General features: G+C 57.9%; 19 protein-coding genes, 4 tRNA genes and 2 riboswitches. Of the genes, 6 read left to right on the top strand and 17 right to left on the bottom strand.

The genetic code is table 11. The features are described 5' to 3' along the window. Positions 1 to 52: 52 nt before the first annotated feature. The 3 genes from ACPF7Z_RS17335 to ACPF7Z_RS17325 are packed head-to-tail and all read right to left on the bottom strand — an operon-like array spanning position 53 to position 4889. Positions 53 to 532, bottom strand: coding sequence for a hypothetical protein (locus ACPF7Z_RS17335; RefSeq protein WP_152483038.1), 480 nt, complete (start codon positions 530 to 532; stop codon positions 53 to 55). Then, on the bottom strand, positions 529 to 3537 hold the full coding sequence (locus ACPF7Z_RS17330; RefSeq protein WP_152483037.1) for a tyrosine-type recombinase/integrase: 3009 nt from the start codon (positions 3535 to 3537) through the stop codon (positions 529 to 531). The genes ACPF7Z_RS17335 and ACPF7Z_RS17330 overlap by 4 nt, the downstream gene beginning before the upstream one ends. Continuing rightward, entirely contained in the window at positions 3534 to 4889 is a 1356-nt protein-coding gene (locus tag ACPF7Z_RS17325; protein WP_425194506.1) for a tyrosine-type recombinase/integrase, read from the bottom strand. Before ACPF7Z_RS17325 ends, ACPF7Z_RS17330 begins: the two co-directional genes overlap by 4 nt. Before the next feature lie 162 nt (positions 4890 to 5051). Between ACPF7Z_RS17325 and ACPF7Z_RS17320 the strand changes: the two genes are divergently transcribed. Further along, entirely contained in the window at positions 5052 to 5846 is a 795-nt protein-coding gene (locus tag ACPF7Z_RS17320; RefSeq protein WP_425194505.1) for a DUF4113 domain-containing protein, read from the top strand. 641 nt (positions 5847 to 6487) lie between these two features. Here the strand turns inward: ACPF7Z_RS17320 and ACPF7Z_RS17315 are convergent. The 9 genes from ACPF7Z_RS17315 to ACPF7Z_RS17275 all read right to left on the bottom strand — a co-directional run bounded on the left by ACPF7Z_RS17315 (position 6488) and on the right by ACPF7Z_RS17275 (position 12858). Beyond that, complete coding sequence (locus ACPF7Z_RS17315) at positions 6488 to 7144, bottom strand: SOS response-associated peptidase (protein ID WP_425194504.1); 657 nt, start codon at positions 7142 to 7144, stop codon at positions 6488 to 6490. A 24-nt stretch (positions 7145 to 7168) separates the two neighbouring features. Next, positions 7169 to 7603: a hypothetical protein gene (locus tag ACPF7Z_RS17310; protein ID WP_425194503.1), complete on the bottom strand. Its 435-nt coding sequence runs from the start codon at positions 7601 to 7603 to the stop codon at positions 7169 to 7171. Continuing rightward, positions 7566 to 8606, bottom strand: coding sequence for a DUF6731 family protein (locus ACPF7Z_RS17305; protein WP_425194521.1), 1041 nt, complete (start codon positions 8604 to 8606; stop codon positions 7566 to 7568). The genes ACPF7Z_RS17310 and ACPF7Z_RS17305 overlap by 38 nt, the downstream gene beginning before the upstream one ends. A 400-nt stretch (positions 8607 to 9006) precedes the next feature. After that, positions 9007 to 9094, bottom strand: a tRNA-Ser gene (locus ACPF7Z_RS17300). A gap of 92 nt (positions 9095 to 9186) precedes the next feature. Further along, the gene (locus ACPF7Z_RS17295; RefSeq protein WP_425194520.1) at positions 9187 to 9699 is read right to left on the bottom strand and encodes a YiiD C-terminal domain-containing protein; all 513 of its coding nucleotides are present in this window, start codon (positions 9697 to 9699) and stop codon (positions 9187 to 9189) included. A 5-nt stretch (positions 9700 to 9704) separates the two neighbouring features. Then, on the bottom strand, positions 9705 to 10265 hold the full coding sequence (locus ACPF7Z_RS17290; protein WP_425194502.1) for a nitroreductase family protein: 561 nt from the start codon (positions 10263 to 10265) through the stop codon (positions 9705 to 9707). A 48-nt stretch (positions 10266 to 10313) separates the two neighbouring features. Beyond that, on the bottom strand, positions 10314 to 11132 hold the full coding sequence (gene queF / locus ACPF7Z_RS17285; RefSeq protein ID WP_425194501.1) for an NADPH-dependent 7-cyano-7-deazaguanine reductase QueF: 819 nt from the start codon (positions 11130 to 11132) through the stop codon (positions 10314 to 10316). Then, positions 11129 to 11902 carry an ABC transporter permease gene (locus ACPF7Z_RS17280; protein ID WP_425194500.1) on the bottom strand — a complete coding sequence of 258 codons (774 nt, stop codon included), beginning with the start codon at positions 11900 to 11902 and terminating at the stop codon, positions 11129 to 11131. The genes queF and ACPF7Z_RS17280 overlap by 4 nt, the downstream gene beginning before the upstream one ends. Next, complete coding sequence (locus ACPF7Z_RS17275; protein WP_425194499.1) at positions 11899 to 12858, bottom strand: ABC transporter ATP-binding protein; 960 nt, start codon at positions 12856 to 12858, stop codon at positions 11899 to 11901. Before ACPF7Z_RS17275 ends, ACPF7Z_RS17280 begins: the two co-directional genes overlap by 4 nt. Positions 12859 to 13052: 194 nt before the next feature. Beyond that, a riboswitch (TPP riboswitch) is annotated at positions 13053 to 13175 on the top strand. Between the two features lie 80 nt (positions 13176 to 13255). On the opposite strand from ACPF7Z_RS17275, the gene ACPF7Z_RS17270 reads away from it, so the two are divergent. Continuing rightward, positions 13256 to 14698 (top strand): sodium:solute symporter family protein, encoded by a 1443-nt coding sequence (locus ACPF7Z_RS17270; protein ID WP_425194498.1) that lies wholly within the window; start codon positions 13256 to 13258, stop codon positions 14696 to 14698. 124 nt (positions 14699 to 14822) lie between these two features. Here the strand turns inward: ACPF7Z_RS17270 and ACPF7Z_RS17265 are convergent, their stop codons facing one another. From ACPF7Z_RS17265 to ACPF7Z_RS17245, 5 genes are all read right to left on the bottom strand, one after another. Next, a complete protein-coding gene (locus ACPF7Z_RS17265; RefSeq protein WP_425194497.1) occupies positions 14823 to 16115 on the bottom strand; it encodes an LLM class flavin-dependent oxidoreductase in 1293 nt (430 codons plus the stop codon). Between the two features lie 17 nt (positions 16116 to 16132). Beyond that, a complete protein-coding gene (locus ACPF7Z_RS17260) occupies positions 16133 to 16909 on the bottom strand; it encodes a 3-oxoacyl-ACP reductase (protein WP_425194496.1) in 777 nt (258 codons plus the stop codon). Positions 16910 to 16940: 31 nt separating this feature from the next. Further along, a riboswitch (TPP riboswitch) is annotated at positions 16941 to 17034 on the bottom strand. A 97-nt stretch (positions 17035 to 17131) separates the two neighbouring features. Next, positions 17132 to 17207 (bottom strand) — tRNA-Glu (locus ACPF7Z_RS17255). A gap of 181 nt (positions 17208 to 17388) precedes the next feature. After that, positions 17389 to 17463, bottom strand: a tRNA-Gly gene (locus ACPF7Z_RS17250). Positions 17464 to 17499: 36 nt separating this feature from the next. Continuing rightward, positions 17500 to 17575: transfer RNA gene (locus tag ACPF7Z_RS17245), tRNA-Glu, on the bottom strand. 149 nt (positions 17576 to 17724) lie between these two features. Between ACPF7Z_RS17245 and msrB the strand changes: the two genes are divergently transcribed. From msrB to htpX, 4 genes are all read left to right on the top strand, one after another. Next, positions 17725 to 18126: a peptide-methionine (R)-S-oxide reductase MsrB gene (msrB, locus tag ACPF7Z_RS17240; protein WP_425194495.1), complete on the top strand. Its 402-nt coding sequence runs from the start codon at positions 17725 to 17727 to the stop codon at positions 18124 to 18126. Between the two features lie 78 nt (positions 18127 to 18204). Then, the gene (ylqF, locus tag ACPF7Z_RS17235) at positions 18205 to 19143 is read left to right on the top strand and encodes a ribosome biogenesis GTPase YlqF (protein ID WP_425194494.1); all 939 of its coding nucleotides are present in this window, start codon (positions 18205 to 18207) and stop codon (positions 19141 to 19143) included. Positions 19144 to 19231: 88 nt separating this feature from the next. Next, complete coding sequence (locus tag ACPF7Z_RS17230) at positions 19232 to 20494, top strand: pyridoxal phosphate-dependent aminotransferase (RefSeq protein WP_425194493.1); 1263 nt, start codon at positions 19232 to 19234, stop codon at positions 20492 to 20494. Positions 20495 to 20608: 114 nt separating this feature from the next. Then, the gene (gene htpX / locus ACPF7Z_RS17225) at positions 20609 to 21511 is read left to right on the top strand and encodes a protease HtpX (RefSeq protein WP_425194492.1); all 903 of its coding nucleotides are present in this window, start codon (positions 20609 to 20611) and stop codon (positions 21509 to 21511) included. Positions 21512 to 21696 lie beyond the last annotated feature (185 nt).

Raw genomic sequence — 21696 nt, 5'->3', positions numbered from 1 at the left:
CAACACTTCCTGGATAGCTAGAAGGCTCTAAACTGTTATATCTATATCTTCTTTAAAAGGATGACTCTAGACCCAGTTTTTCCTGGATGATCCGGTCGCGCAGGACTCCATTCGATTTTTCTGAGCAAGCCAGCTCCCGCTCAACAGCGATAATTCGAACGGCCAGTTCAGCTTTGGTTTGGCGCATCAAATAATGCATACGTCGCCGCTCCGCATCGGTGGGACTTTCCACTTCGCGAGCAAGCGACCGACCAACAGCACGCCGCCGGCGAACGGGTTGGGCGGCTTCTTCGTATAATTGATGGCATTCGGGATTTCGAAGAATAGTGGACTCGGAGATACCCATTCCCGTGTCGGAGAGTTCACGCGATATTCTCGCAATTCGTCCCAGCGTCACGGGACTTCCGATCTCCTGCAACCGACTGATCGCTCGACGCACGATCGTTACGCTTCGATTGCGTCGCTGCTGATGACTGCGCTTCAAACCGGCCATTGCAGCCTCTGGACGCGCCTTATGGGATTGTGGTGTCACCTCTCCTCCCTCCCGATGGTCAGTATGACGGGATCGGCAGCCGCCTGATCAGCTTGTTCCAGCAGTTCCATCTCGGCCAATACATCGTCGCAGCTCGCCATGGCTTCCTTTGCCTTGCGCCCTTCGGCGGGCAGGTTCTGTGCTTCTGCCATCTCCGCCATCTGCGCACAGGCCTGCCGGTAGACAATGACTTGGTCACGCTTGTGCCAGTCGGGCGCATTCCCGGCACAGCCAATGCAGGCGAACTTGATGGGACACTGACTGGCCACGGTGCACCGTCCACCGATAACTGGTATCAGTGCGCCCACCTGCTCCTGTGCGGCTTCGACCTGTCGTCGGATCTGTCCTGGGGATCGCACATGGGTACGAGACAGATCCACACGACTTTCAAAAATCTTTTGTTGCAACTCCATTAGCCGGGCCGGCGTCGGCTGGGAATAGTACTCGGTCACTCGCACATCTCGCTGCTTCATGAGTAGTGCGATCACATCCACGGGCGTGTTTAACGCCCGCATTTCAGTGGCAAAGCCGTGGCGCAGCAGGTGGGACGTGACCCGCACGGCCTCACCGGTAGCAGTTTGCAACGAGATGCCGTGCAACATAATGGACATCGTCGCGTTGACATCCTTATGACTGAAATGCCTTCCGGCATTCTGCCATATGTAGGGCGCCGGACGAAGCTTGTGACGCAAGCTTCTGGTAGGCGGAATAGTCTCAAGGTTCTGCCCCCGCTCACGTTGAAACTTCCACCAGGCGTGTAGCGCCTTCATGCAGCGCTCGTCAATATAATAGGGCTCCTCTTCCCGGCGTCCCTTGGGAATCGCGCGGAAGGCAATCGCTTCACGTTCCTTCGCAAGCAGCACTCGTGATAAATGCTCTGGGCTCAATCTAATCTGCAGGAATTCGTTCATGCGAGCGCCAGTCTTGGTCATGATCTGAATGGCCGCATGCCCGACGAGAGCGGCTAGCCTGAGTGCCTCCAGTGGAATAAAGGTTATGCCAAGGTCCCGCGAGATTCGCTCCAACCAATGGGATGTAGACAGCCCCCAAGTTGATTGTGGTGGAAGTTGGAATGCCCCCTTTGAGTAGCCATTGTGCGTCAGAAAGTCAGAATGGGTAACTTGAGACTTCAGTACATTGGCTTGCAGCAGCTCGATGAACCAGTAGGGCTCTATCAAAGTGGCATCATCGCGAGCATGGCCATCCTCATAGCTTAGGAAGTAACGTGCCTGGTCACCTACCTTCGCACGTATACGCTGGCGTTGATCCTGATGATAATAGAAGTCTTCTGCCACGGGCTCATGCACAGAACGCAATGTTGCGGAATCCCAGAGCCTGAAATGCTGCTGTGTGGGCTGAACTCGACCTGATGTTGATACCATCTCATCGGTGATCGAAAATGACATCGGCAGCGATTCTCCCACTTGCTTATGGTGAGATATGGCATCCAAGAAGGCTGTATGCAGGCGCTCAACCTGAATACACCGACGCTCGGCCACATCACGAAGCAGATAGAATCGATCGTGTACAACGGCGGTCGCGGCCTTACGACGCCTCCTCTGCTCGCTCCTCACGTCTCTGTGGATGGTGGAGCGGTGCCAGAAGTGGTCATCCTTCAGTCCACTGAGACGCCAAGGCGCCACGGCCCGGCGCTGCTCGGGCGTCAATCTGAGTAGATAATCCTCTTGCTTGCGCAGCAAGCGAAAGTAGGTCTGCAGGAACCGACCGCGTTTGGGTGTGCCCTCTTCGGGGAGCACCTCTCCGTCATGGTATCTTCGGTAGAACATGTCGGGATCTAGTGCATCGATATCCGGTAGCTTCAACCGTTTCAGATAACGCGATATGCTGGCAAAAAAGGTGATATCGTTAAGTCGATTTCCGTCGGCGAAGGTCATGACAAAAAATGCCACATCCCGAAGTTTCGGCTGCGAAATGGAGTGGATCATCCGTCTTTGGGATTCATTGAAGGGCCGTCCCATGGTCGGTGATTCCAGAAAGGTCATCGGTAGGTGATGGAGCGCCGGCGATACCCTGTCGAGCACCATCTCTAGCGTGATCTCCTTCCATGCTCGCAGCGGCCTGGCCTGATGCCCCGTTTCTTCTTCCCAACGCCGGATTTCTTGTTTAATGTGACGATCATTGTGCTCGGAAATCCGCAGTACCTCGCTGTAGGCTACCGTATGTCCCTCGCGGTGTAGGTGCTCAATGGTCAGACGTGTGAGCCGCGTGAGCACTTCACGTGAACGCCGCGTATTGGGAAGCGAATAGCGAAAGGTATTGAAGTCCCGACGCCAGCCCTCATAGGCCTCACGACTGTCGACCGGGGCGCTCAAGAGCTCATCGGCCAATGTTGCCACATAGTGGCGCGAATACCCCGACACGGTGGCTACGCTGAATCCTAAGCATCTACTGATGTCGGCCAGCTTGAAGGGAGTGCCGAGCCGGCGACGACGGTCCAGTTCCGCCCTGATCGATTCGTTTCGCTGGTTCAGCGCATGATTTTCGCCCACGAGGAAGGTAGTACCGTAGGTGTCGAGAGATTTCCAGGCAACCGTGCGCGCTACTTGATGGCCGGTCTCCTGCTCCCAGATAACCAGCTCTTCATTCAGTATCCGTCTTCGTCCACCCGTAATGCCTTCAACTGCGTTCACCGTCATCAACGCGTTCTCGCGATGCAGCTGTTCGATGACCAGCCGCGCAAAGCGTCGGAACAGCGCCGGCCCACTCTCCGTGCGTGTGATAAAGGAGCGAAAGGTGCGGTAGTCACGTACCCAGCGTGCATAAGCTTCTTGATTCTCGACTGCCGTGTCCAACAACTCCGCTGCCAGTTCACGGACATAACGCTGGGTAACGCCACTGATCGTCTTGCGATCGTAGCCGGTTACCACCATCACTTCCTGGTTCACGAAAGCCTCACCCAGCTCGCGTCGACGATCAAGCTCGGCACGTATCGTAAGCCGTCGACACTCTGGATCGGCGCGTTGTTGCCGGGCCGACGGCGTCATGGTTTCAGCATCTCATCTAACATTTGCTGGCTCTCGGTTATTGACTCGGGACGAGGATCCGGTTGGGAACGGCGAGCCCTATCCCGCCGGTGCTCACGTTCGATGCGCGCATGAATGTGATGAGCCAACTCCGGCAGGTTATGCCGGCGGATAGCTTGGTCATAGATTGGCAGCATGTCGCTTGTCCAGGCCATGAGCTCACGTAGGGCACCACGCAGGCTCTGCAGTTCCTCGGCGGATCGGGCACGCTGGTGGATGTCATTGAGCGCCTGTGTTACGAACCAGTGGCGGACCTGATGGCAACGCACTTGTAGGCCCGCGGCGTTTAGCGCCGGTGCCCAATAGTCGCGGCGGAAGTGGTCCGGGTTCATTGATGTGCCACGTCGCGTCAGAAACAGTGGAATGCGGTGAAGGGCTTCCACAGGGAGTTCAGCGAGTTCCGACAGCCCATATCCTCGGGGATCTAGCCGAGCACGCTGCTCGTCCACATATCGTCGCAAGACCTTGGCCGTGCGGTCGGTAATGAACAGCCGTTTCACTCGGCGTCCATGACTTCCCTTGCTGATCGCTAGCATCTCTCGCATAAAACCACTCTGTACCCAGTCCGCCACGCTGAGTTGACACGCCTCGTGCACACGGCAGCCGCTATCAAAGAGGATACGTACCAAGGCGGTTTCACGTAGTGTCCACCCCCACTGCTCACCAGCTGACATGACCCTGTTCATCAGGGCTGGTTCATCCAGGATCTCGGGTAACCATTGATTCCCTTTCAGCCGGAAATAACTGGCAGAAAGGCGCATCTCTCGAACGCCGTCTACGCCACTGTCAGCAGGCATGGGCATTCGACCATGGGCATCGACAAACGCTCGGAGTTGCCGGCGGCGCTCCTCTTCGATGTAACGGCGGGCACCGTCGGCATCCATCGGATTGCCATGGTGATAGTGACCGTGCTCATGCAGTACCGTGTAGAACGATCTCAGCGCCGCCAGGAGCCGTTCTAGGCGCCGGCCAGTCTGCCAAGTCGGTTCGATCCGACGGGTTTCGAATCCACCGCGATCTCGACCTAACGCCACGATGCACTTCATTTCCGAAGCCAGGAAAAAAGCCAACAGTGCCCGCACTTGAGCCGGTGGCCCCAGCAACTGCCAACCCTGTCGAATCACGACGGGATGATCTGTCGCCCATGAAGCAAAGGAAACCACTTCCCTCGTGTAGGCTCTTGCCGTCAGCGATGCATGGTGACGCACGGACATGCAGGCATAGAGGGTCAGCTCTGGGTGCGGCAACCCTTCTCGATCTACAACATGAAAGGGAAAGTCCCCTTCGGCACGTAGGACCCGATAAACCGGCATGAGAGAGGTTACCTCATCAGGGAAGGCGTACTAATGCTACCTGCACGTGTCCGATGACTGTGTTATAGCATCATCAGTCAGAAAGAGTCTGCTCTGTAGTATCAAGCAAAGCTGGCCAACCGCGCCGCCAAGAAGCTGCCCGAATTCCAGGGCGTGTGCGTGATGCACGCCGATGGCGACGATACCCGCCGCCTGCTCGAGCGCACCGCCCTGAGTGACGTCTGGGGCGTCGGCCGGCGGCTGGTCGAGCGGCTGGCCCTCCAGGGCATCGAGACCGCCTGGGATCTCCGCCAGGCCGATCCCAAGGCCATCCGCCGGCGCTATTCCGTCACTCTCGAGCGCACCGTGCGCGAGCTACAGGGTACGCCCTGCATCGAGCTCAACGACGCCAGCGAGCCCCGCCAGCGCATCATGACCTCGCGCTCCTTTGGCCGGCTGACCGGCGAGCTGGGCGACCTGCAGGACGCCATCCGCCAGCACGCCCAGCGCGGCGCCGAGAAGCTCCGCCAGCAGAACAGCCATGCCCGGGCCGTGCTCGTGTTCCTCAAGACCAACCGCCACCGGCTGGATCTGGCCCAGTATTCGCCCAGCGTCGTCATCGAGCTCCCCGAGCCCACCGACGACAGCCGACCGATCCTGGCCGCCGCCCAGCAGGGGCTTGAGGCGATCTATCGCCGCGGGTATCGGTTCATGAAGGCCGGCGTGATGCTGCTCGACCTGGTGGACGCCAACCGCGAGCAGCTCTCGCTGCTCGGCACACCCGAGCGGGAAGCCCAGCGCGAGCGCGAGCGCGACCAAAAATTGATGGCCGCCCTGGACGAGCTCAACGGGAAGATGGGCAAGGGCACGGTGCGCCTGGGCGTGCCGCGAAAGAACGCCGCTTGGCACCTGCGCTGCGCGCATCGCACGCCGCGGTGGACGTCACGATGGGACGAATTGCCAACAGTAAGCACTTGACCCGCCAGGTCTAAGCAATGTACTAAGGAAATTTCGACAGCTTGAGATGAAATTGACACGGAGGTCACTTGAAAAAACGGCTTATCACAACTGTCACACTATTGGCAGTATACGCGACTGGCGCACAGGCAGATTTTGACAAGAACGATGCATCTAGGATGGTGCAGAATTTCAGCGAAGCTGTTGCGTGCCAGGTTGAATCACCATTTGATGGAAACTCCCTTCAGTTCAAGGCGATACGCATTCATGACGGCTTTAACAACCCAGGCGGACTAGAGGAAGCATTCGCAGTATTCTGGATAGGCGATTATGGTTGCAGCGGGGGGGAATGGCACTGCACTCCCCCAATTGACACTCATTAAACGAAGTGGGTTTTCGTCTGCTGATCCCGTTATCAAGACAGAGTTTCGCACGCCTTCAGATATGATTATGAAGCGGGTCGATGATTTCTATCCTGGTGAAGAAGAGAATACGTTTCACATTGAGGGTGTTAAGTATGGAGAGAATGATCCTCAAGTAAACCCATCTCAGCATGTGCACTATCTGATCAAAGCCAATTACGATGGGTTTGAAGTGTTGGACACACTGTAAGAAGTAATACAGCAAGAGACATCGCCATGCCTGCCCAACAGGTATGGCAGTCAGTCAACCGGCTCAATCAAGCTCGCGTCGTCGTTGCCCGGCCGGTTGACGCGCGTGCTCACGGCCCAGTGGGTGATCCGCTTAGCAGGCAAGTGGTGGACGACGTGGCGAATCGTCTCGCGATCGGTCAGGTGGAGATCGAGCCAGGGCTCGAGGCTCTCGTCGTCCAGGGCCAGTGGCATGCGCGAGTGGATCTCCGCAGCCACGCCGCGGGCCGGCTCGGTAAGGATCGCGCAGCTGGGCTTGCCGTCCGGCCGATCGCTCCAGATGCCCGCCAGCCAGATCGGCTCGCGATCCTCGCGGCACAGGAAGTGCGGCTGCTTCCTGCCGTCCTCCGGCAGCCACTCGTACCAGCCATCCGCCGGCACCAGGCAGCGGTGATGGGCGAACGCCCCTTTGAAGTAGTTGGAGGTGGCAACCTTCTCGATGGTGGCGTTGATGGGCTCGGGCGCCTTCTCTTTCGCCCAGTGCGGATGGTAGCCCCACCACACCTCGTCCATTACCAGCGGCACGTCATCGCTGGGGTGCCGCAACGCTGAGATCCAGGTGCCCGGCGCCACGTTGTAGCGTGGCGTCAGCTCTCTCGGCTCCAGCGGCAGGCGCAACGCCTGAGAGAGCTTGGGATAGGGGCTATAGAGAGCGAAGCGGCCACACATAGCGATACCACAGAAACACCTAAGTTATTTAATCAGAATAATAACAACATTTTTGAACTTAGCTCCTGCAGTCAAAAAAGACAAAAGCGAAATAATCAGCAATCCGGCAGCCAGTGAAATCGAAAAATTCTTCTGGAAGTCATCAGAAAGAACATGACCACCTATCGAAACGACAATAGTTACAAGCAAGAAGCTGGCTGTTTTAAACAACTGGTTTACAAGCACTTTATAGTGCCCTGTAAGCCTTAAATTTTTTATAAAGTCTCGATCAGAGATAGCCACCAAGATAGACAGCGATGTCATCAGGAAACCAAACAGCGTTGCTGACAACGTTGCGAACGTGGTTGCTGTGAGCCTTACATCTTCATAAGCATCAAGAGCTCCAAATGTAACGTACGCGCCCAAAAATGCTATAAAAAAGCTACCTAAGGCGGCGACCCGGCTGTCCAAAAATTTCATTTATATCCTCCCGCCTCTCATCGTAGGCTTCTTGGAGAGCAGCAAACATTGTATCAGGGACAGGGTATCTACCACGCATTTCAATCTGCTTAGGCTCAAAAATCCTATCAGCAATCAGATCAATGGGGTAATCGACGTTACCATCGGTTACTTTGACACGTGCCACACTTGCTCGACGGCTACGCGCCAGTGCCGCTGCTGACTCCTTTATCCTACCTCTTAAAGTATGCTTTTCTTCGTCAGCAGAACGACGATCAGCTGATAGTGCAACCCTAACACGGGAACCATTAGCAAGATCTGCTAAAACAGCAAGATTTCTGCCCCACTCATCTTCCGGAAAAAAATCAGGATTAGTTGGCGGCGCATAGGAAAGCTCAACACTAACAGGCTTTAAATCATCATTAAGCATTCTCTCGATAGAATCCCGCTGTAGAACCGGATTAAAAACGATCGTTTCACCAGAGAAATTGGTCAGGTATTCAGACAGCCTCTCAACCCTTCCCGCATGCCCGTTCCTTTGAAAAACCACCACATTTTTATCTCTCTTTACGATGAAATGGTTTTTCTCTATCAACCCTTCCCTTTCTTCAAGATCAAGCTCACGCTCATGCCCATCAAGACTACCTGCGTGAGGAAGGTCCGATGTCCTAAATTTCGCCAAAACACCTTTTATAGTATTACCGGCCTGAACTAAATCCCGTAATTGGTAGTCGAATGCACCAAGCTTGTAGTGAGGAGCATTTTCAAGACGGCTGACTTCTTCAAAGACTGAGAAAATACAGAAATCAGGATCATCTGAATGCGATTCACCTGAGAAAAAATCAAGATTAAATGTTTTTAACTCATATCTGGCATCCTGCATAACAACCACCGTAAAAATAATTGTATTAAAACACCCGCCAATCTTAATTTCACACCGCCCCAGGATCTCCATGTCCTGCGGATTGATCAGTTCCTTCTCATAGCGCGGGTTGTCGCTGATCAGCAGCCAGGCGCCGCTCACCTTGCACAAGCAGCAGTAACACTCCCTCCTAGTGCGGGTCGCGGCTGCTGCGATCCACCAGCACTTAGTCGCCATTGCAAACCGGCGCGAAGGGCATGATGGCCCCTGCATTGATGCTGTCGCTGCATTGTCGCTGATCCATCAACTCGGCACCCCACCATTGGCAATCCACGTAGTACGACAGTATCGAAAGCCTGCACTGCTGTCATGCCTGAATTAGGAAACAGCAGGCCAAGGTGGGAATGGAATAAAGGTAGGGCAAGCGCTCAGGAAGGGCAGTAATCCAAGAGCGTCCTGAAGGAGCCTATGGAAGCCAGGTGCTAGGTGTGGGTCAAAGTGTGGGTCAAAAAGATACAGGAAAAGAAAAAGCCGCTGGAATCAGCGGCTTAATCAGAACTCTTGGCGGAGGGGGAGGGATTCGAACCCTCGAAGCCTTTCGACTTACACACTTTCCAGGCGTGCTCCTTCGACCACTCGGACACCCCTCCGCATTTTGATTCTGTTTGGAGCGTTTACCGCTCCTCAAGAACGGCGCAAATGGTAGCGAGCTAAGCCCGCGATTGCAAGCCACTTTTCGGGTTCAGGATGCAGGTGACTCGGGAAGAACGGCATAGTCGCTTTCAGCTTCGAGGCATAGTGTGTCGCTGGCATAGAGTCGCTGAATCAAGGCGATGCGCCCTTTTCCCTTGATATCCAGACGTTCCTGCAACTGCTCGGACCCGTCAGCGTCTTTAGGTAGGCATTCCAGGCGATAATCGCCGGTCACAGGGGCCAGAAAGCGCTGGCTGGCAGTGGCCACCACCACATCCTGCAGGCGCCCATGAGCGCGTAACCACAGCGTCGTCCAACACCAGCCGATCAGGGTGGTCTGGGCAGTCAGAGAGCCGCCGAAGCCAGTGCCCTTGTCGTTGAGGTTGGGATCAAGTTCCAGGTTCCAGATCAGCCCATCGCCCTGCCAAGCCATATCGCTCAGCCCCAGGTGGTTGACCATGGGAATGGCTTCCCCCAGCCAATGCTGGAACACGGCGAGATCGTCTTTCTGTCCTGCCGCAGGCAATGGCAAGCGTGGATGCGGTACACCAATCTTGCGCATCATAGTCAGTTCCAGCGTTCGACGAAGTCGCAGGGGTCCCGCTCGGGAAGGGGCTTGTCGCGACCACCGGGGTGTCCGAGGTAAAGAAATCCAACGATTTCGTCATAGGTATCGAGACCCAAGCCTTCGCGAACTGTTTGATTGAAGGCGAAGTGTCCTGTTCGCCACATCGCGCCTAGCCCCTGCGCTTGGGCTGCCAGCAGAATGCCATAGGCGGCGCAGCCGGCTGAAAGCACCTGCTCTTGTTTAGGCACCTTGGGCAGATTCGGGGTGACCTTGGCGATCACGGCGATAACCATAGGCGCACGCAGCGGCTTCTTTCGCACCGCTTCGAGTTTTTTCTCGGGGATATCCGGGTCTTCTCGATGTTCTGCCTCGGCAAAAAGATTACCCAACCGCTCAAGGCCTTCACCAGAGAACTCGATGAAACGCCAGGGGGTGAGCTGCTTATGATCCGGGGCGCGCAAGGCGGCACGGTAAAGCGTATCGAGCTGTTGACGATCCGGCGGCGGCCCCATCAGTTTGCCCATCGAATTACGTTCGTGCAGCAGCGTCAATGCATCCATAGCGCCTCCTTGAGACGAGAATATTTCTCAATACTTTATCCCGGATCGCTACTGCCGTGCCAGCCGCAGAGGTTCGGGTGGCCGCTCCCCGGGCGTGGCGCGCCAAGGGCTGATATCCAACCCGCCGCGACGCACGTAACGCGCCAGCACCAGCAGCCGCTCAGGCCGGGCGCGCGCCATCAGGTCGGTGAAGATATGCTCGACGCAGTGCTCATGAAAGTCCTGATGCTGACGATAAGAGACCAGATACTTGAGCAGCCCTTCGCGATCGATCTTGGGGCCGCAATAGCGAATCAGCACGCTGCCCCAATCCGGCTGACCGGTGACCGGGCAGTTGGACTTGAGCAGATGCGAATAGAGGCTCTCCTCGACGATCTTGCCGCCGGCCGTCAGCAGTTCGGGGTTGGGCGTGTAATCATGAATCTCCACATCGAGAGCGTCGATGCACTCTCCCGGCAGACGCCGTGGCATCAGCGCCTCATCATCTACATCCAGTAGCGTTACCTCGACATCGTCGCCGGCTGCCTTGGAAAGATCGTGCACGAGCGCCTGGCGCACCTCATCACGGCTGGCAAAGCGGCTCTGGTTGAAGCCGTTGAGATAGAGCTTCCAGGATTTCGATTCGATCAGGTTCGGCGAGCTTGCCGGCAAGCGAAAGCGCGCCACGGCGACAAGCGGCTTGCCCCTGGGATCGAGCCATGAGAGTTCAAAGGCATGCCACTCGTCCTCGCCATCGAACGGCAGGTCGGCATCGTCGATACCTAGGGGCGCGCGATTGGCAGCTCGAGGAATGGCAAACAACAGCGCCGGGTCGTAGCGCTCCGGATACTCGGTCGCATGGCCCAGCGGTGCGTCTTGCAAGTTCATGACCGAATCCCCTTACCGCGCCCGAGCATCCATAACGCCAGCGCGAAGAACACGACGATGAATGCGGCGGTGGCCACTAGCGCCCCAAGCACGGGAATGTCGGAAACCCCGAGTATGCCGTAACGGAAGGCATTGACCATGTACAGGATCGGATTGGCCATCGATACGCCCTGCCAGAACTCCGGCAGCATGTCGATAGAGTAGAACACCCCCCCCAGGTAGGTCAGCGGCGTAAGCACGAAGATCGGCACGATGGAGATATCGTCGAACTTGTTCGCCAGCAGCGCATTGATGAAACCGCCGATGGAAAATAGCGTCGCGGTCATGAGCACCACGCTCAAGGTCACCAGCGGATGATGGACCGTCACATCGGTAAAGAAGAACGACACCCCGGTGACGATCAGGCCCACGCCCAAGCCGCGTGCCATGCCGCCGAGCACGAAGCCAGCCAGGATCACCCAGTTGGGCATCGGCGACACCATTAACTCCTCGACGCTACGTTGGAACTTGTTGGAGAAGAACGACGAGGCAACGTTGGAGTAGCTATTGGTAATCACCGACATCATGATGAGCCCAGGCACGATATAGGCCATGTAGCTGATGCCATCCATCTCGCCGATGCGCGAGCCGATCAGGTTGCCGAAGATGATGAAATACATGGTCATGGTGATGGACGGCGGCAATAGCGTTTGCGGCCAGATGCGAGTGAAGCGCCGCACTTCCTTGACCACCAGGGTCCAGAGAGAAACCAGAATCTGACGAGGGTTCACGATTGCACCTCCGTCGCGGCTTCCCGAGCCCGGGCGTTATCACCCTCGACCATGGACACGAACATCTCCTCGAGTCGGTTGGCACGATTGCGCATCGACACCACGTTGATGTTCTGTTCGGAGAGCTGCTCGAAGACATCGTTGAGGCGCTGCCCCTTCTTGACCGAGAGTGTCAGTTGGGCGCTTTCCGATTGTTCTACCTCAAAACCGTCAATCCGGGGGACACGTTCCAGCGGCTCGGCCAGATCGAGGATGAAGGTTTCCGTATCGAGTTCAGTAAGCAGACTGCGCACCGAGGTGTTCTTGACGATCTCGCCATTGTTGATGATGGCGATGTTACGACACAGGCTTTCGGCTTCCTCGAGATAGTGCGTGGTGAGAATGATCGTAGTGCCTTCTTCGCGGTTGATGCGGCGCATGTACTCCCACATACTGCGGCGCAGTTCGATATCCACCCCAGCGGTAGGCTCGTCGAGAATCAGCAGGCGCGGGCGATGAATCAGGGCGCGGGCGATCATCAAGCGGCGCTTCATGCCACCTGAGAGCATGCGCGCCGGCCCGTTGCGCTTGTCCCACAGCCCGAGATCCTTCAACAGCTGATTACAGCGCGGCTTGGCTTCGCGCAGGGGCATGCCGTAGTAGCCTGCCTGGGCGTGAATGATGTCCTCGACCTTCTCGAACTGGGAAAAATTGAACTCCTGAGGCACCACGCCCAGGTTGTACTTGGCCTTGGCGAAATCGCGATCGATATCGATGCCATAGATCGACACCTTGCCCGCGGTTTTTTGGACCAAGGAACATACCACGCCCAGCGTGGTGGACTTGCCGGCCCCGTTAGGGCCCAGCAAGGCAAAGAAATCGCCTTCAGGCACATCCAGATCGATCCCCTTCAGCGCATGAAAACCGTTGTCGTAGACTTTGGTCAGCCCACGAATGGACAGTGCCGGGTCGGCCATGGGCAATCCTTGTCACAAATTAATGAATAATGAGCCTGATAACATCAGGGCAAAATGTAAAAATTCAAGCTGCTGGCTAACTAGCTAGTAATGAAGTATTGAAATAGCCAACGGTTGCGCTTGGATGAACGCATGGGAGGCAAACTCCCATCCGTCAATTGCTTGACCCCGGCACACCATCGCTCTACGCTTGCGCTCATTCCTGGGGGAGTCCGAACGGACTGAGATTCCGCTGCCAGAGGCATGAACATAGGCAGCGGTAACCCTTCGAACCTGATCCGGATCATGCCGGCGAAGGGAAGGAAGTGCCACCTGCCACGCTTCTAACCTAACGCAAATGCGCCTTCATACGGCGTTTGGCATCGTGCCGGACGTTTCTCACGCTATGGAGACGATCATGCTCACGACCGCTCACGCCTTCTGGTGGCTGATTGCCTTTGCGGCATTGTTCGCCGTGCCAGGTATGCTCTATGCCCGTCGGCACCACGAAAGTCTGGAAGATTTCATCATTGCTCGCAACAGTCAGGGTGCCACCGCGACGGTACTGACGTTGATGGCCTCGACCCTTGGCACCTGGATACTGTTTGGCCCCGCCCAGGCGGCCACCTGGGGCGGACTCGCGGCAATCACCGGCTACGCACTGGGGTCGCTGGCCCCGCGCCTGGTGATGATTCCACTGGGCCGGCGCTTGCGCGAGCTTTCCCCCGGCGGGCACTCACTCACCGAGTTCGTCATGAGTCGCTACGGGCGCCCCATGTATGCCTTCACCCTCGTCATCATGCTGTTCTACCTATTCATTTCCCTAGCCGCCGGGATCACCGCAATTGCTCGAATGGTGGAACTGCTCGCGCCGGTGCCACTGTGGGTGACGAGCTCGATCGTCATGCTGGCCACCCTGCTCTATACCCTGTATGGCGGGCTTCGTGCCTCGATCTTTACCGATAAGGTACAGATGGTCGTGATCCTGCCGCTATTGATCGTGCTGCTGATGTTTGGCTGGCAGGCCGCCGGCGGCCTTGCGCCTACCCTGGAAGGGCTCAAGACCCAAGCGCCGCAGCTTCTGAACATTGCCGACCTGGACGGATTCAAGGCCGGCATCACCTTCTTCGTGGCGGTGCTGTTGACCGGACTCTTCTACCAGGGCAACTGGCAGCGCGTCTATGCCGCGAGGGATAACCGGGCCGTGCACCTGGGCTTTCTGCTTGGCGGACTGCTGAGCGCGCCGCTGATTTTCGTGATGGGTCTGTTCGGGCTGGCCTTTGTGGGGCTTGGATTGCCCGGCGACGGCTCAGTGGCACTCTTCAGCGTATTGCTGACCGACATGCCCATCTGGTTTGCCGTGGGGTTGATCTTCCTCGGACTCGCCCTGGTGATGAGCAGCGCCGACACCACCATCAGCGCCGCCTCCAGCATGATCGCGGTCGATGGTGGTCGTCTCGTGCCCCAGGCCAGCGACAGCCAATTGATGCGCCTGTCCCGCTGGCTCATCCTGCTGCTCGCGCTGCCGGTTACCTTCGTGGCTGCCCAGGGCTACAGCGTGCTGTACCTGTTTCTGCTGGCGGATCTGTTCTGCTGTGCGGCGGCGTTTCCGGTGTTCTTTGGGCTATTCAATCGTCGCTTCGACGGGCGTGCCGCGGTACTGGCCACTATCGGTGGCTTGGCGGCGGGCCTCGTCATGTTCCCCGCGCCCGGCGACGCCCTGGATACGCTGATGGAATCCTTCCTGCTCGCCACCTTCGTGCCGGTGATCGTGGCGCTGGTCATGCTTCTGATCCTGCCGGCTCGGGAGCGTTTTGATTTCGCGAGCTTGAAGTCCGGCGTGCGGCACTTTGAGAGTTAAGGGCTATCAACTTGTCCGGGGAGCAGGACTTCGTGAGGGCGCTGTGAACCCCTCCCTAGGCGCTACTTTTGCCATCCATGGCAAAAGACCCTCACTGCGCCTACTCCCCGAACTACTATTTCGGTCAACCCGCCGGACGCTCGAGCCCGAAATGCCCGCGCAGGGTCGTGGTCTCGTATTCCTCGCGGAACAGGCCCCGGCGCTGTAGTTCCGGGATGACATGCTCCACAAAGTCCTCAATGCCAGAAGGCAGTGAGGGCGGCATCAGGTTGAAGCCATCCGCGCCGCCCTCGCGAAACCAGCGCTCCATTTCATCGGCGATGCTTTCCGGCGTACCGATCATGGTGCAGTGACCGCCGCCAGCGGCCAATCGACCCAATAGCTCGCGCAGGGTGGGATTTTCCGTCTCGATAATGCGCAGAATCGTGGAATAGCGCCCCTGAGGACCGGTGAACTCGGTAAGTGGCGGCAATTCCGGCACCGACGCATCCAAGTCCCAATCGCTGCAATCCTGTTCGATGAACAGTCCCAGTTGGCGCAATGACGCCGCCACCGGCAGGCACTCATCCAGGGCGCGCTGCTTGGCCTTGGCTTCTTCCAGGGTGGACCCCACATAGGTGACGAGCCCAGGCAGAATGGGCACCGGAGCGCTGCGCCCCGCGGCCTTCACTCGCGCCTTGATGTCCTGGTAATAGCGCTGGGCGGTGGGCAGATCATAAGCCACCGCGTAAATGGCTTCTGCGTAGCGGGCGGCGAGATCACGGCCCTGCTCCGAGGCGCCGGCTTGCACCAGCACCGGATGCCCCTGGGGCGGACGCGACAGATTTAGCGGCCCATCGACAAGAAAATGCTCGCCATGATGATGGATCTTTCTCACCTTGGCCGGGTCGGCATAGCGGCCCTGACGGTCGCGTTCGATGGCGTCGTCGCTCCAGCTATCCCAAAGCGCCAGCACCGTCTGCACGAACTCCTCGGCACGAGCGTAACGTGTGGCATGATCTGGCATGGTCTCATAGCCGTGATTGCGCGCCTCCGCATCGAACATCGAGGTCACCACGTTCCAGCCCACGCGCCCGCCGGAAATATGATCCAGCGACCCCACCAGCCTTGCGGCGTGGAACGGCGTATAGAAGGTGCTGGAAATGGTGCTGATCAAGCCGATGTGTCGGGTCGCCCGACTCATGGCGGAAAGCGCCGTCAGCGGCTCGAGATGCCAGTGAAAGCCGTCCTCCACGCTGCCGGCACTCATGCCGTCGGCGAAGAACACCGCGTCCAGCTTGCCCCGCTCGGCGGTTTGGGCGAGGGATTCATAATAGGCGATATCCGTCAGCCGCTCGGCGCAAGAATCCGGATGCCGCCAGGCGGCCCGGTGATGGCCGCAGCCCATGATGAACAGATTGAGATGCAGCTTTTTCATGTCGTGACGCATCGTCATCAGCCCTTTACCAGCCCGCCATCGACGATCAGGTTCTGCCCGGTGACCGCCCGCGCCCAAGGCGAGGCGAAGAACAGCGCCGCATCGGCGAATTCCTCCGGGGTAGTCACCCGGCGCAAGGGGGTGTTCTGGGCGATCAAATCGAAGACCGCTTCCGGCGTGGCGCGAGAGGCGTCGGTAGTGCGCAGAAGACCACCGGAAATCATGTTCACGGTGATATTATCCGGCCCCAGATCCTGAGACAGCGTACGAGTCAGCGATAGGAGCGCCGCCTTGCCGGCGGTGTAGTCATGATAAGGCACCACCGGATTCTGGAACAGATTGGTGCCGATATTGATGATGCGTCCGCCACCCTGCTCGCGCATGCCGGACAAGGCTGCCTGGATGGTATTGAGCGCCCCGCGATTCACACCTTCTATCTGCTGATTCATCTGCGCCCAGCTGAGACTGTCTGCCTTTGGCCGCGCCTCGCCGTTAAAGGAGAAATCCGGCAGCGCGTTGTTCACCACGGTTGTGATTGGTGCGCCAAAATGCCTGCGGGCCTTGTCGAAAAGTACCCTTACTGCCTCTTCATCGGTCACATCGGCCTGCACGGCCAGTGCCCGCTCGGAGGCTTCTTGCACCATTGCCTCGGCTGCCTCGCGACTGTCCAAGTAATTGATCACCACCCGAGCGCCCTGGGCGAGAAACGCGCGGGACAGACAGGCACCGAGACCCCGGGCGCCGCCGGTAACTAGCACGATTTGCGTATCGATTGCGGGAAAGGAAAAGGCCATCAGGAGACTCCTGTACGGCGAGGGAAGCCGCAGCGGAGTCGGCCGACATCCCTTCGCCAGTATGAACTGGATCAGGTTCGACGGGTATCATCTCAGCGGCCGCAGCCACACCCCGTGTCCGGTCGACACCATAGCGCATCGGCCCGCGCAATGACAGCCATCGCTCCGAAAGATCGGATCGATGTCATGTGACGTGGAAAGAGTCAAAAAACGGCAAGGAAGTGGCGTCCCGTAGGGGGTTCGAACCCCTGTTACCGCCGTGAAAGGGCGGTGTCCTAGGCCACTAGACGAACGGGACGTAATGACGTAATAAGGCGGGATGAATATCTGGAGCGGGAAACGAGATACGACCGGGCTGGCGCTCCAGCTTGCGACCCTCGCTTACCTTTATAACCAGATGATCCTGGAGCGGGAAACGAGAACGACCGGGCTGGCGCTCCAGCTTGCGACCCTCGCTTACCTTTATAACCAGATGATCCTGGAGCGGGAAACGAGATTCGAACTCGCGACCCTCGCCTTGGCAAGGCGATGCTCTACCACTGAGCTATTCCCGCATATTTCCAAATTTTCAATCACCTGCGAAGAGGAAGTGGCGTCCCATAGGGGGTTCGAACCCCTGTTACCGCCGTGAAAGGGCGGTGTCCTGGACCACTAGACGAATGGGACGCAGTGCCTTGCCTCGTCGAGGTGGCGCGTATATTAATTAGCCATGTGATGGGTGTCAAGCATGAGTGGCTTCGAGTAACGGAGACTGGAAAACCTTCGCCCTCTTGTTGTCTCATGACACTCAGCCAAGCACGAAACCGGAGAACTTCATGAGCGACAAGATCAGCAAGAGCGATGCACAATGGCGTGAACAGCTCACGCCGGAACAGTACAGGATAACACGCGAAAAAGGGACGGAACCGCCCTTCACCGGCGACCATCAGACAAGCGACGAACACGGCATCTACCACTGTGTTTGTTGTGGTGCGGCGCTGTTCGAGAATGAGCGAAAGTTCGAGGCAGGCTGTGGCTGGCCCAGCTTTGATCGGCCCTTGGCCGATGCCGCCGTGGAGGAACATTTCGATGACTCTCATGCCATGCGCCGTGTCGAGGTCGTCTGCTCACGTTGCGACGCCCACCTGGGCCATGTCTTTCCGGATGGCCCTGCTGAGACCACCGGGCTGCGCTACTGCATCAATTCCGTAGCGTTAGACTTCCATCCTGGGGAATAGACTCACCGGCCAATCACACATGGGCGCCAATCTGCTAAGATGGCGCCCATCTCATACGCACTACATAAGGGTTCATTGATGCTTGGCTGGTACCCTGGACACATGAACAAGGCACGCCGCCAGATCAAGGAGGCATTGCCGGAAATCGATGTGGTGCTCGAGGTACTCGATGCCCGCCTCCCCTACTCCAGCGCCAACCCCATGCTCGCCGTACTCACCGAGCACAAGCCGGTGCTCAAGATCCTTTCCCGCGCCGATCTGGCCGACCCTACCCGCACCGAGGAATGGGTCGCCCACTTCGATGCCCAGGAGGCGACTCGCGCCCTGGCGGTGACCACCACCAATGGGCGTGAGCTCAAGCGCATTCCCAAGCTGTGCCATGAGCTGGCCGGCAAGGTACGCGCCGACCGGGACGTGCGGGTCATGGTCATGGGCATTCCCAACGTGGGTAAATCGACACTGATCAATGGACTGGCGGGACGCAAGATCGCCAAGACGGGTAACGAGCCGGCGGTCACCAAGCGCCAGCAGAAGATTCGCATCGAGGGGCGCATCGCCCTCACGGACACTCCCGGTGTGCTGTGGCCGAAGATCGAAGATCAGGCCAGCGCCTATCGCCTGGCGGCCAGCGGTGCGATTCGCGACACCGCCATCGACTATCTCGATGTGGCAATGATTACCGCCGCCGAGCTGGCCAAGCGTTATCCGGATCAGTTGACCGCGCGTTTCAAGCTCAAAGAACTACCGGTTTACACTCCTGCTCCGCAGGTTGGCGAGGCAGAGGTCGATGGTCCACGCAAGCCCGATCTGCTGGCATTGGCGGGCTTCGATGGGCAGGCCATCATCAAGGAGATCGCCAGTAAACGCGGCGGTCTGCGGCCCGGTGGCGAGGTCGATCTGCATCGCGGCGCCGAGGTGTTGCTGCACGAATTACGCGACGGCAAGCTGGGTCGCCTGACCCTGGAAACCCCTGCCGATATTCCAATGCCCCATGTGGATGAAGTCACCACGGAATAGGCTCGGTCTCGCGCCCTATTGATGCTTTGGCGATATTGCCGCATCGAGTATGCTGAGCGAGACCCGTACCCTCGTTAACGGAACCCCCATGTCTATCCAAACACCCCTTGGCCAAGCGCCTGTTGGGCACACCCTCATCAGGAAATCCCATAAGCTCGACAATGTCTGCTATGACATTCGCGGCCCGGTATTGGAGCATGCCAAACAGCTCGAGGATGAAGGTCACCGCATCCTCAAGCTGAACATCGGTAACCCTGCGCCGTTCGGCTTCGAGGCGCCGGAAGAGATCCTTCAGGATGTGATGCGTAACCTGTCAACCGCCCAAGGCTATTGCGATTCCAAGGGGCTCTACTCAGCGCGCAAGGCGATCATGCAGGAATGCCAACGTAAAGATATTTCCGGTGTCGGCATCGAGGATATCTACATTGGCAACGGTGTCTCGGAACTGATCGTGATGGCCATGCAGGCCTTGCTCAACGACGGCGACGAAGTCCTGATTCCGGCGCCGGACTACCCGCTCTGGACCGCCGCGGCCAATCTTTCCGGCGGCCGGGCGGTGCACTATCTATGCGATGAGCAGGCGGACTGGGCACCGGATATCGCTGATCTCCGCGACAAGGTAACCAGCCATACGCGTGCCCTGGTGCTGATCAACCCCAACAATCCCACCGGTGCCGTCTACCCACCGGAGGTGGTCAAGGAACTGCTGGCGATCGCCCGGGAACATCGCTTGGTGGTGTTTTCCGACGAGATCTACGACAAGATCCTTTATGACGACGTGGAGCATGTCTCCACCGGCGCCCTGGCGGATGACGATCAGCTGGTGGTGACGCTCAACGGTCTGTCGAAGAGCTATCGCTGTGCCGGTTTTCGCTCTGGCTGGATGATCTTCTCGGGCAATGCCGCCAAACAGCAGGCCCAGGATTTCATCCAAGGGGTCAACATGCTGGCCTCGATGCGCCTGTGCGCCAACGTACCGGCTCAGCACGCCATACAAACGGCTTTGGGCGGCTATCAGTCGATCAACGACCTGATCCTGCCTGGAGGTCGTCTGAGGGCCCAGCGCGATATAACCTTTGAAAGACTCAACGCCATTCCAGGTGTGTCCTGCGTCAGGGCCAAGGGGGCGCTATACGCCTTCCCACGACTCGACCCCAAGGTATTCAACATTCACGACGATGAAAAACTGGTGCTGGATCTGTTGTTGCAGGAGAAGATCCTGCTGGTACAGGGCACCGCATTCAACTGGCCGAGCCCGGATCATGTGCGCATCGTCACCCTGCCCTGGGCCGACCAGCTCGAGGATGCGCTGGATCGTTTTGCGCGCTTTCTTTCTCGCTATCGTCAATGAGTTCGCTTGGCGAGTCTTGAAACTCAAACCGGCAGGACGCATCTAACAGGCCAATAACGAAAAAAATGTCATGTCTTATGCGACATAATTCTTGATAAGCGAGGGCAGCAATCCATGATGCGTATCATTTTGTTTCTGGCCACCAATCTGGCGGTGGTGCTAGTGGCCAGTGTCACTCTGCGCCTGCTTGGCGTTGAACCTTATCTGAACGCCAATGGGCTGAACATGAACAGCCTGCTGATATTCTGTTTCGTGTTCGGTATGGCGGGTTCGCTGGTCTCGCTGTTCATTTCCAAATGGATGGCCAAGCGCAGCACCGGCACCCAGGTCATCGACACGCCGCGTAACGAGTCGGAAAAATGGCTGCTCGATACCGTTGCCGAACTGGCTCAGCAAGCCGGCATCAAGATGCCCGAGGTCGGCATCTTCCCCGCCCAGCAATCCAACGCCTTCGCCACCGGCTGGAACAAGGACGACGCCCTGGTCGCGGTCTCGGCGGGCCTGCTTAATCGCATGCGCCCCGAGGAGGTACGTGCTGTCCTGGCCCACGAGATCGGCCACGTCGCCAATGGCGACATGGTGACCCTGGCGCTGATTCAGGGCGTGCTCAACACCTTCGTGATGTTCTTCGCCCGAATCGTTGCGCAACTGGTGGATAGTTTCCTGCGTCGCGATGACAGCGGCGGCGGCCTGGGCTTCATGGGGTATTTCGCGGTGGTCATCGTTGCCGAGATCGTCTTCGGCCTGCTCGCCTCGGTGATCGTCGCCTGGTTCTCGCGCTTTCGCGAGTACCGCGCCGATGCCGCCGGCGCCAAGCTGGCCGGAAGCGGTGCGATGATCAACGCCCTTGCACGGCTCAAGGCCGAGACCCAGATGCCGGATCAAATGCCGGACACACTGACTGCTTTTGCCATCACCACCGGTCAGAGCCGCAAAATCATGGAGCGGCTGTTCGCCAGTCACCCGCCGTTGGATGAACGCATTCGCGCCTTGAAAGAATCCGCTTACCGCGAATGAGCACGAGCATATAACGAAAAAGCTCCGGCCTTCGCGTCGGAGCTTTTTTATGAAAGCGAAAACAATTACCTGAATCCGTGAGACCGGCCCCCAGGAATGCTTCTAACCTACTGAACTGCATGGCAATATAGCGAATATCGCCATTCACCCAGACAGTGCCATGCCCAACGTCAAGTTCCGCGCCA

It is taken from the genome of Halomonas sp. GXIMD04776 (genome assembly GCF_049808615.1).
In the GTDB taxonomy this organism is placed as follows: Bacteria; Pseudomonadota; Gammaproteobacteria; order Pseudomonadales; family Halomonadaceae; genus Modicisalibacter.
The sequence above is the reverse complement of the archived record's forward strand: the minus strand, read 5'-3'. Positions and strand labels throughout refer to the sequence as shown.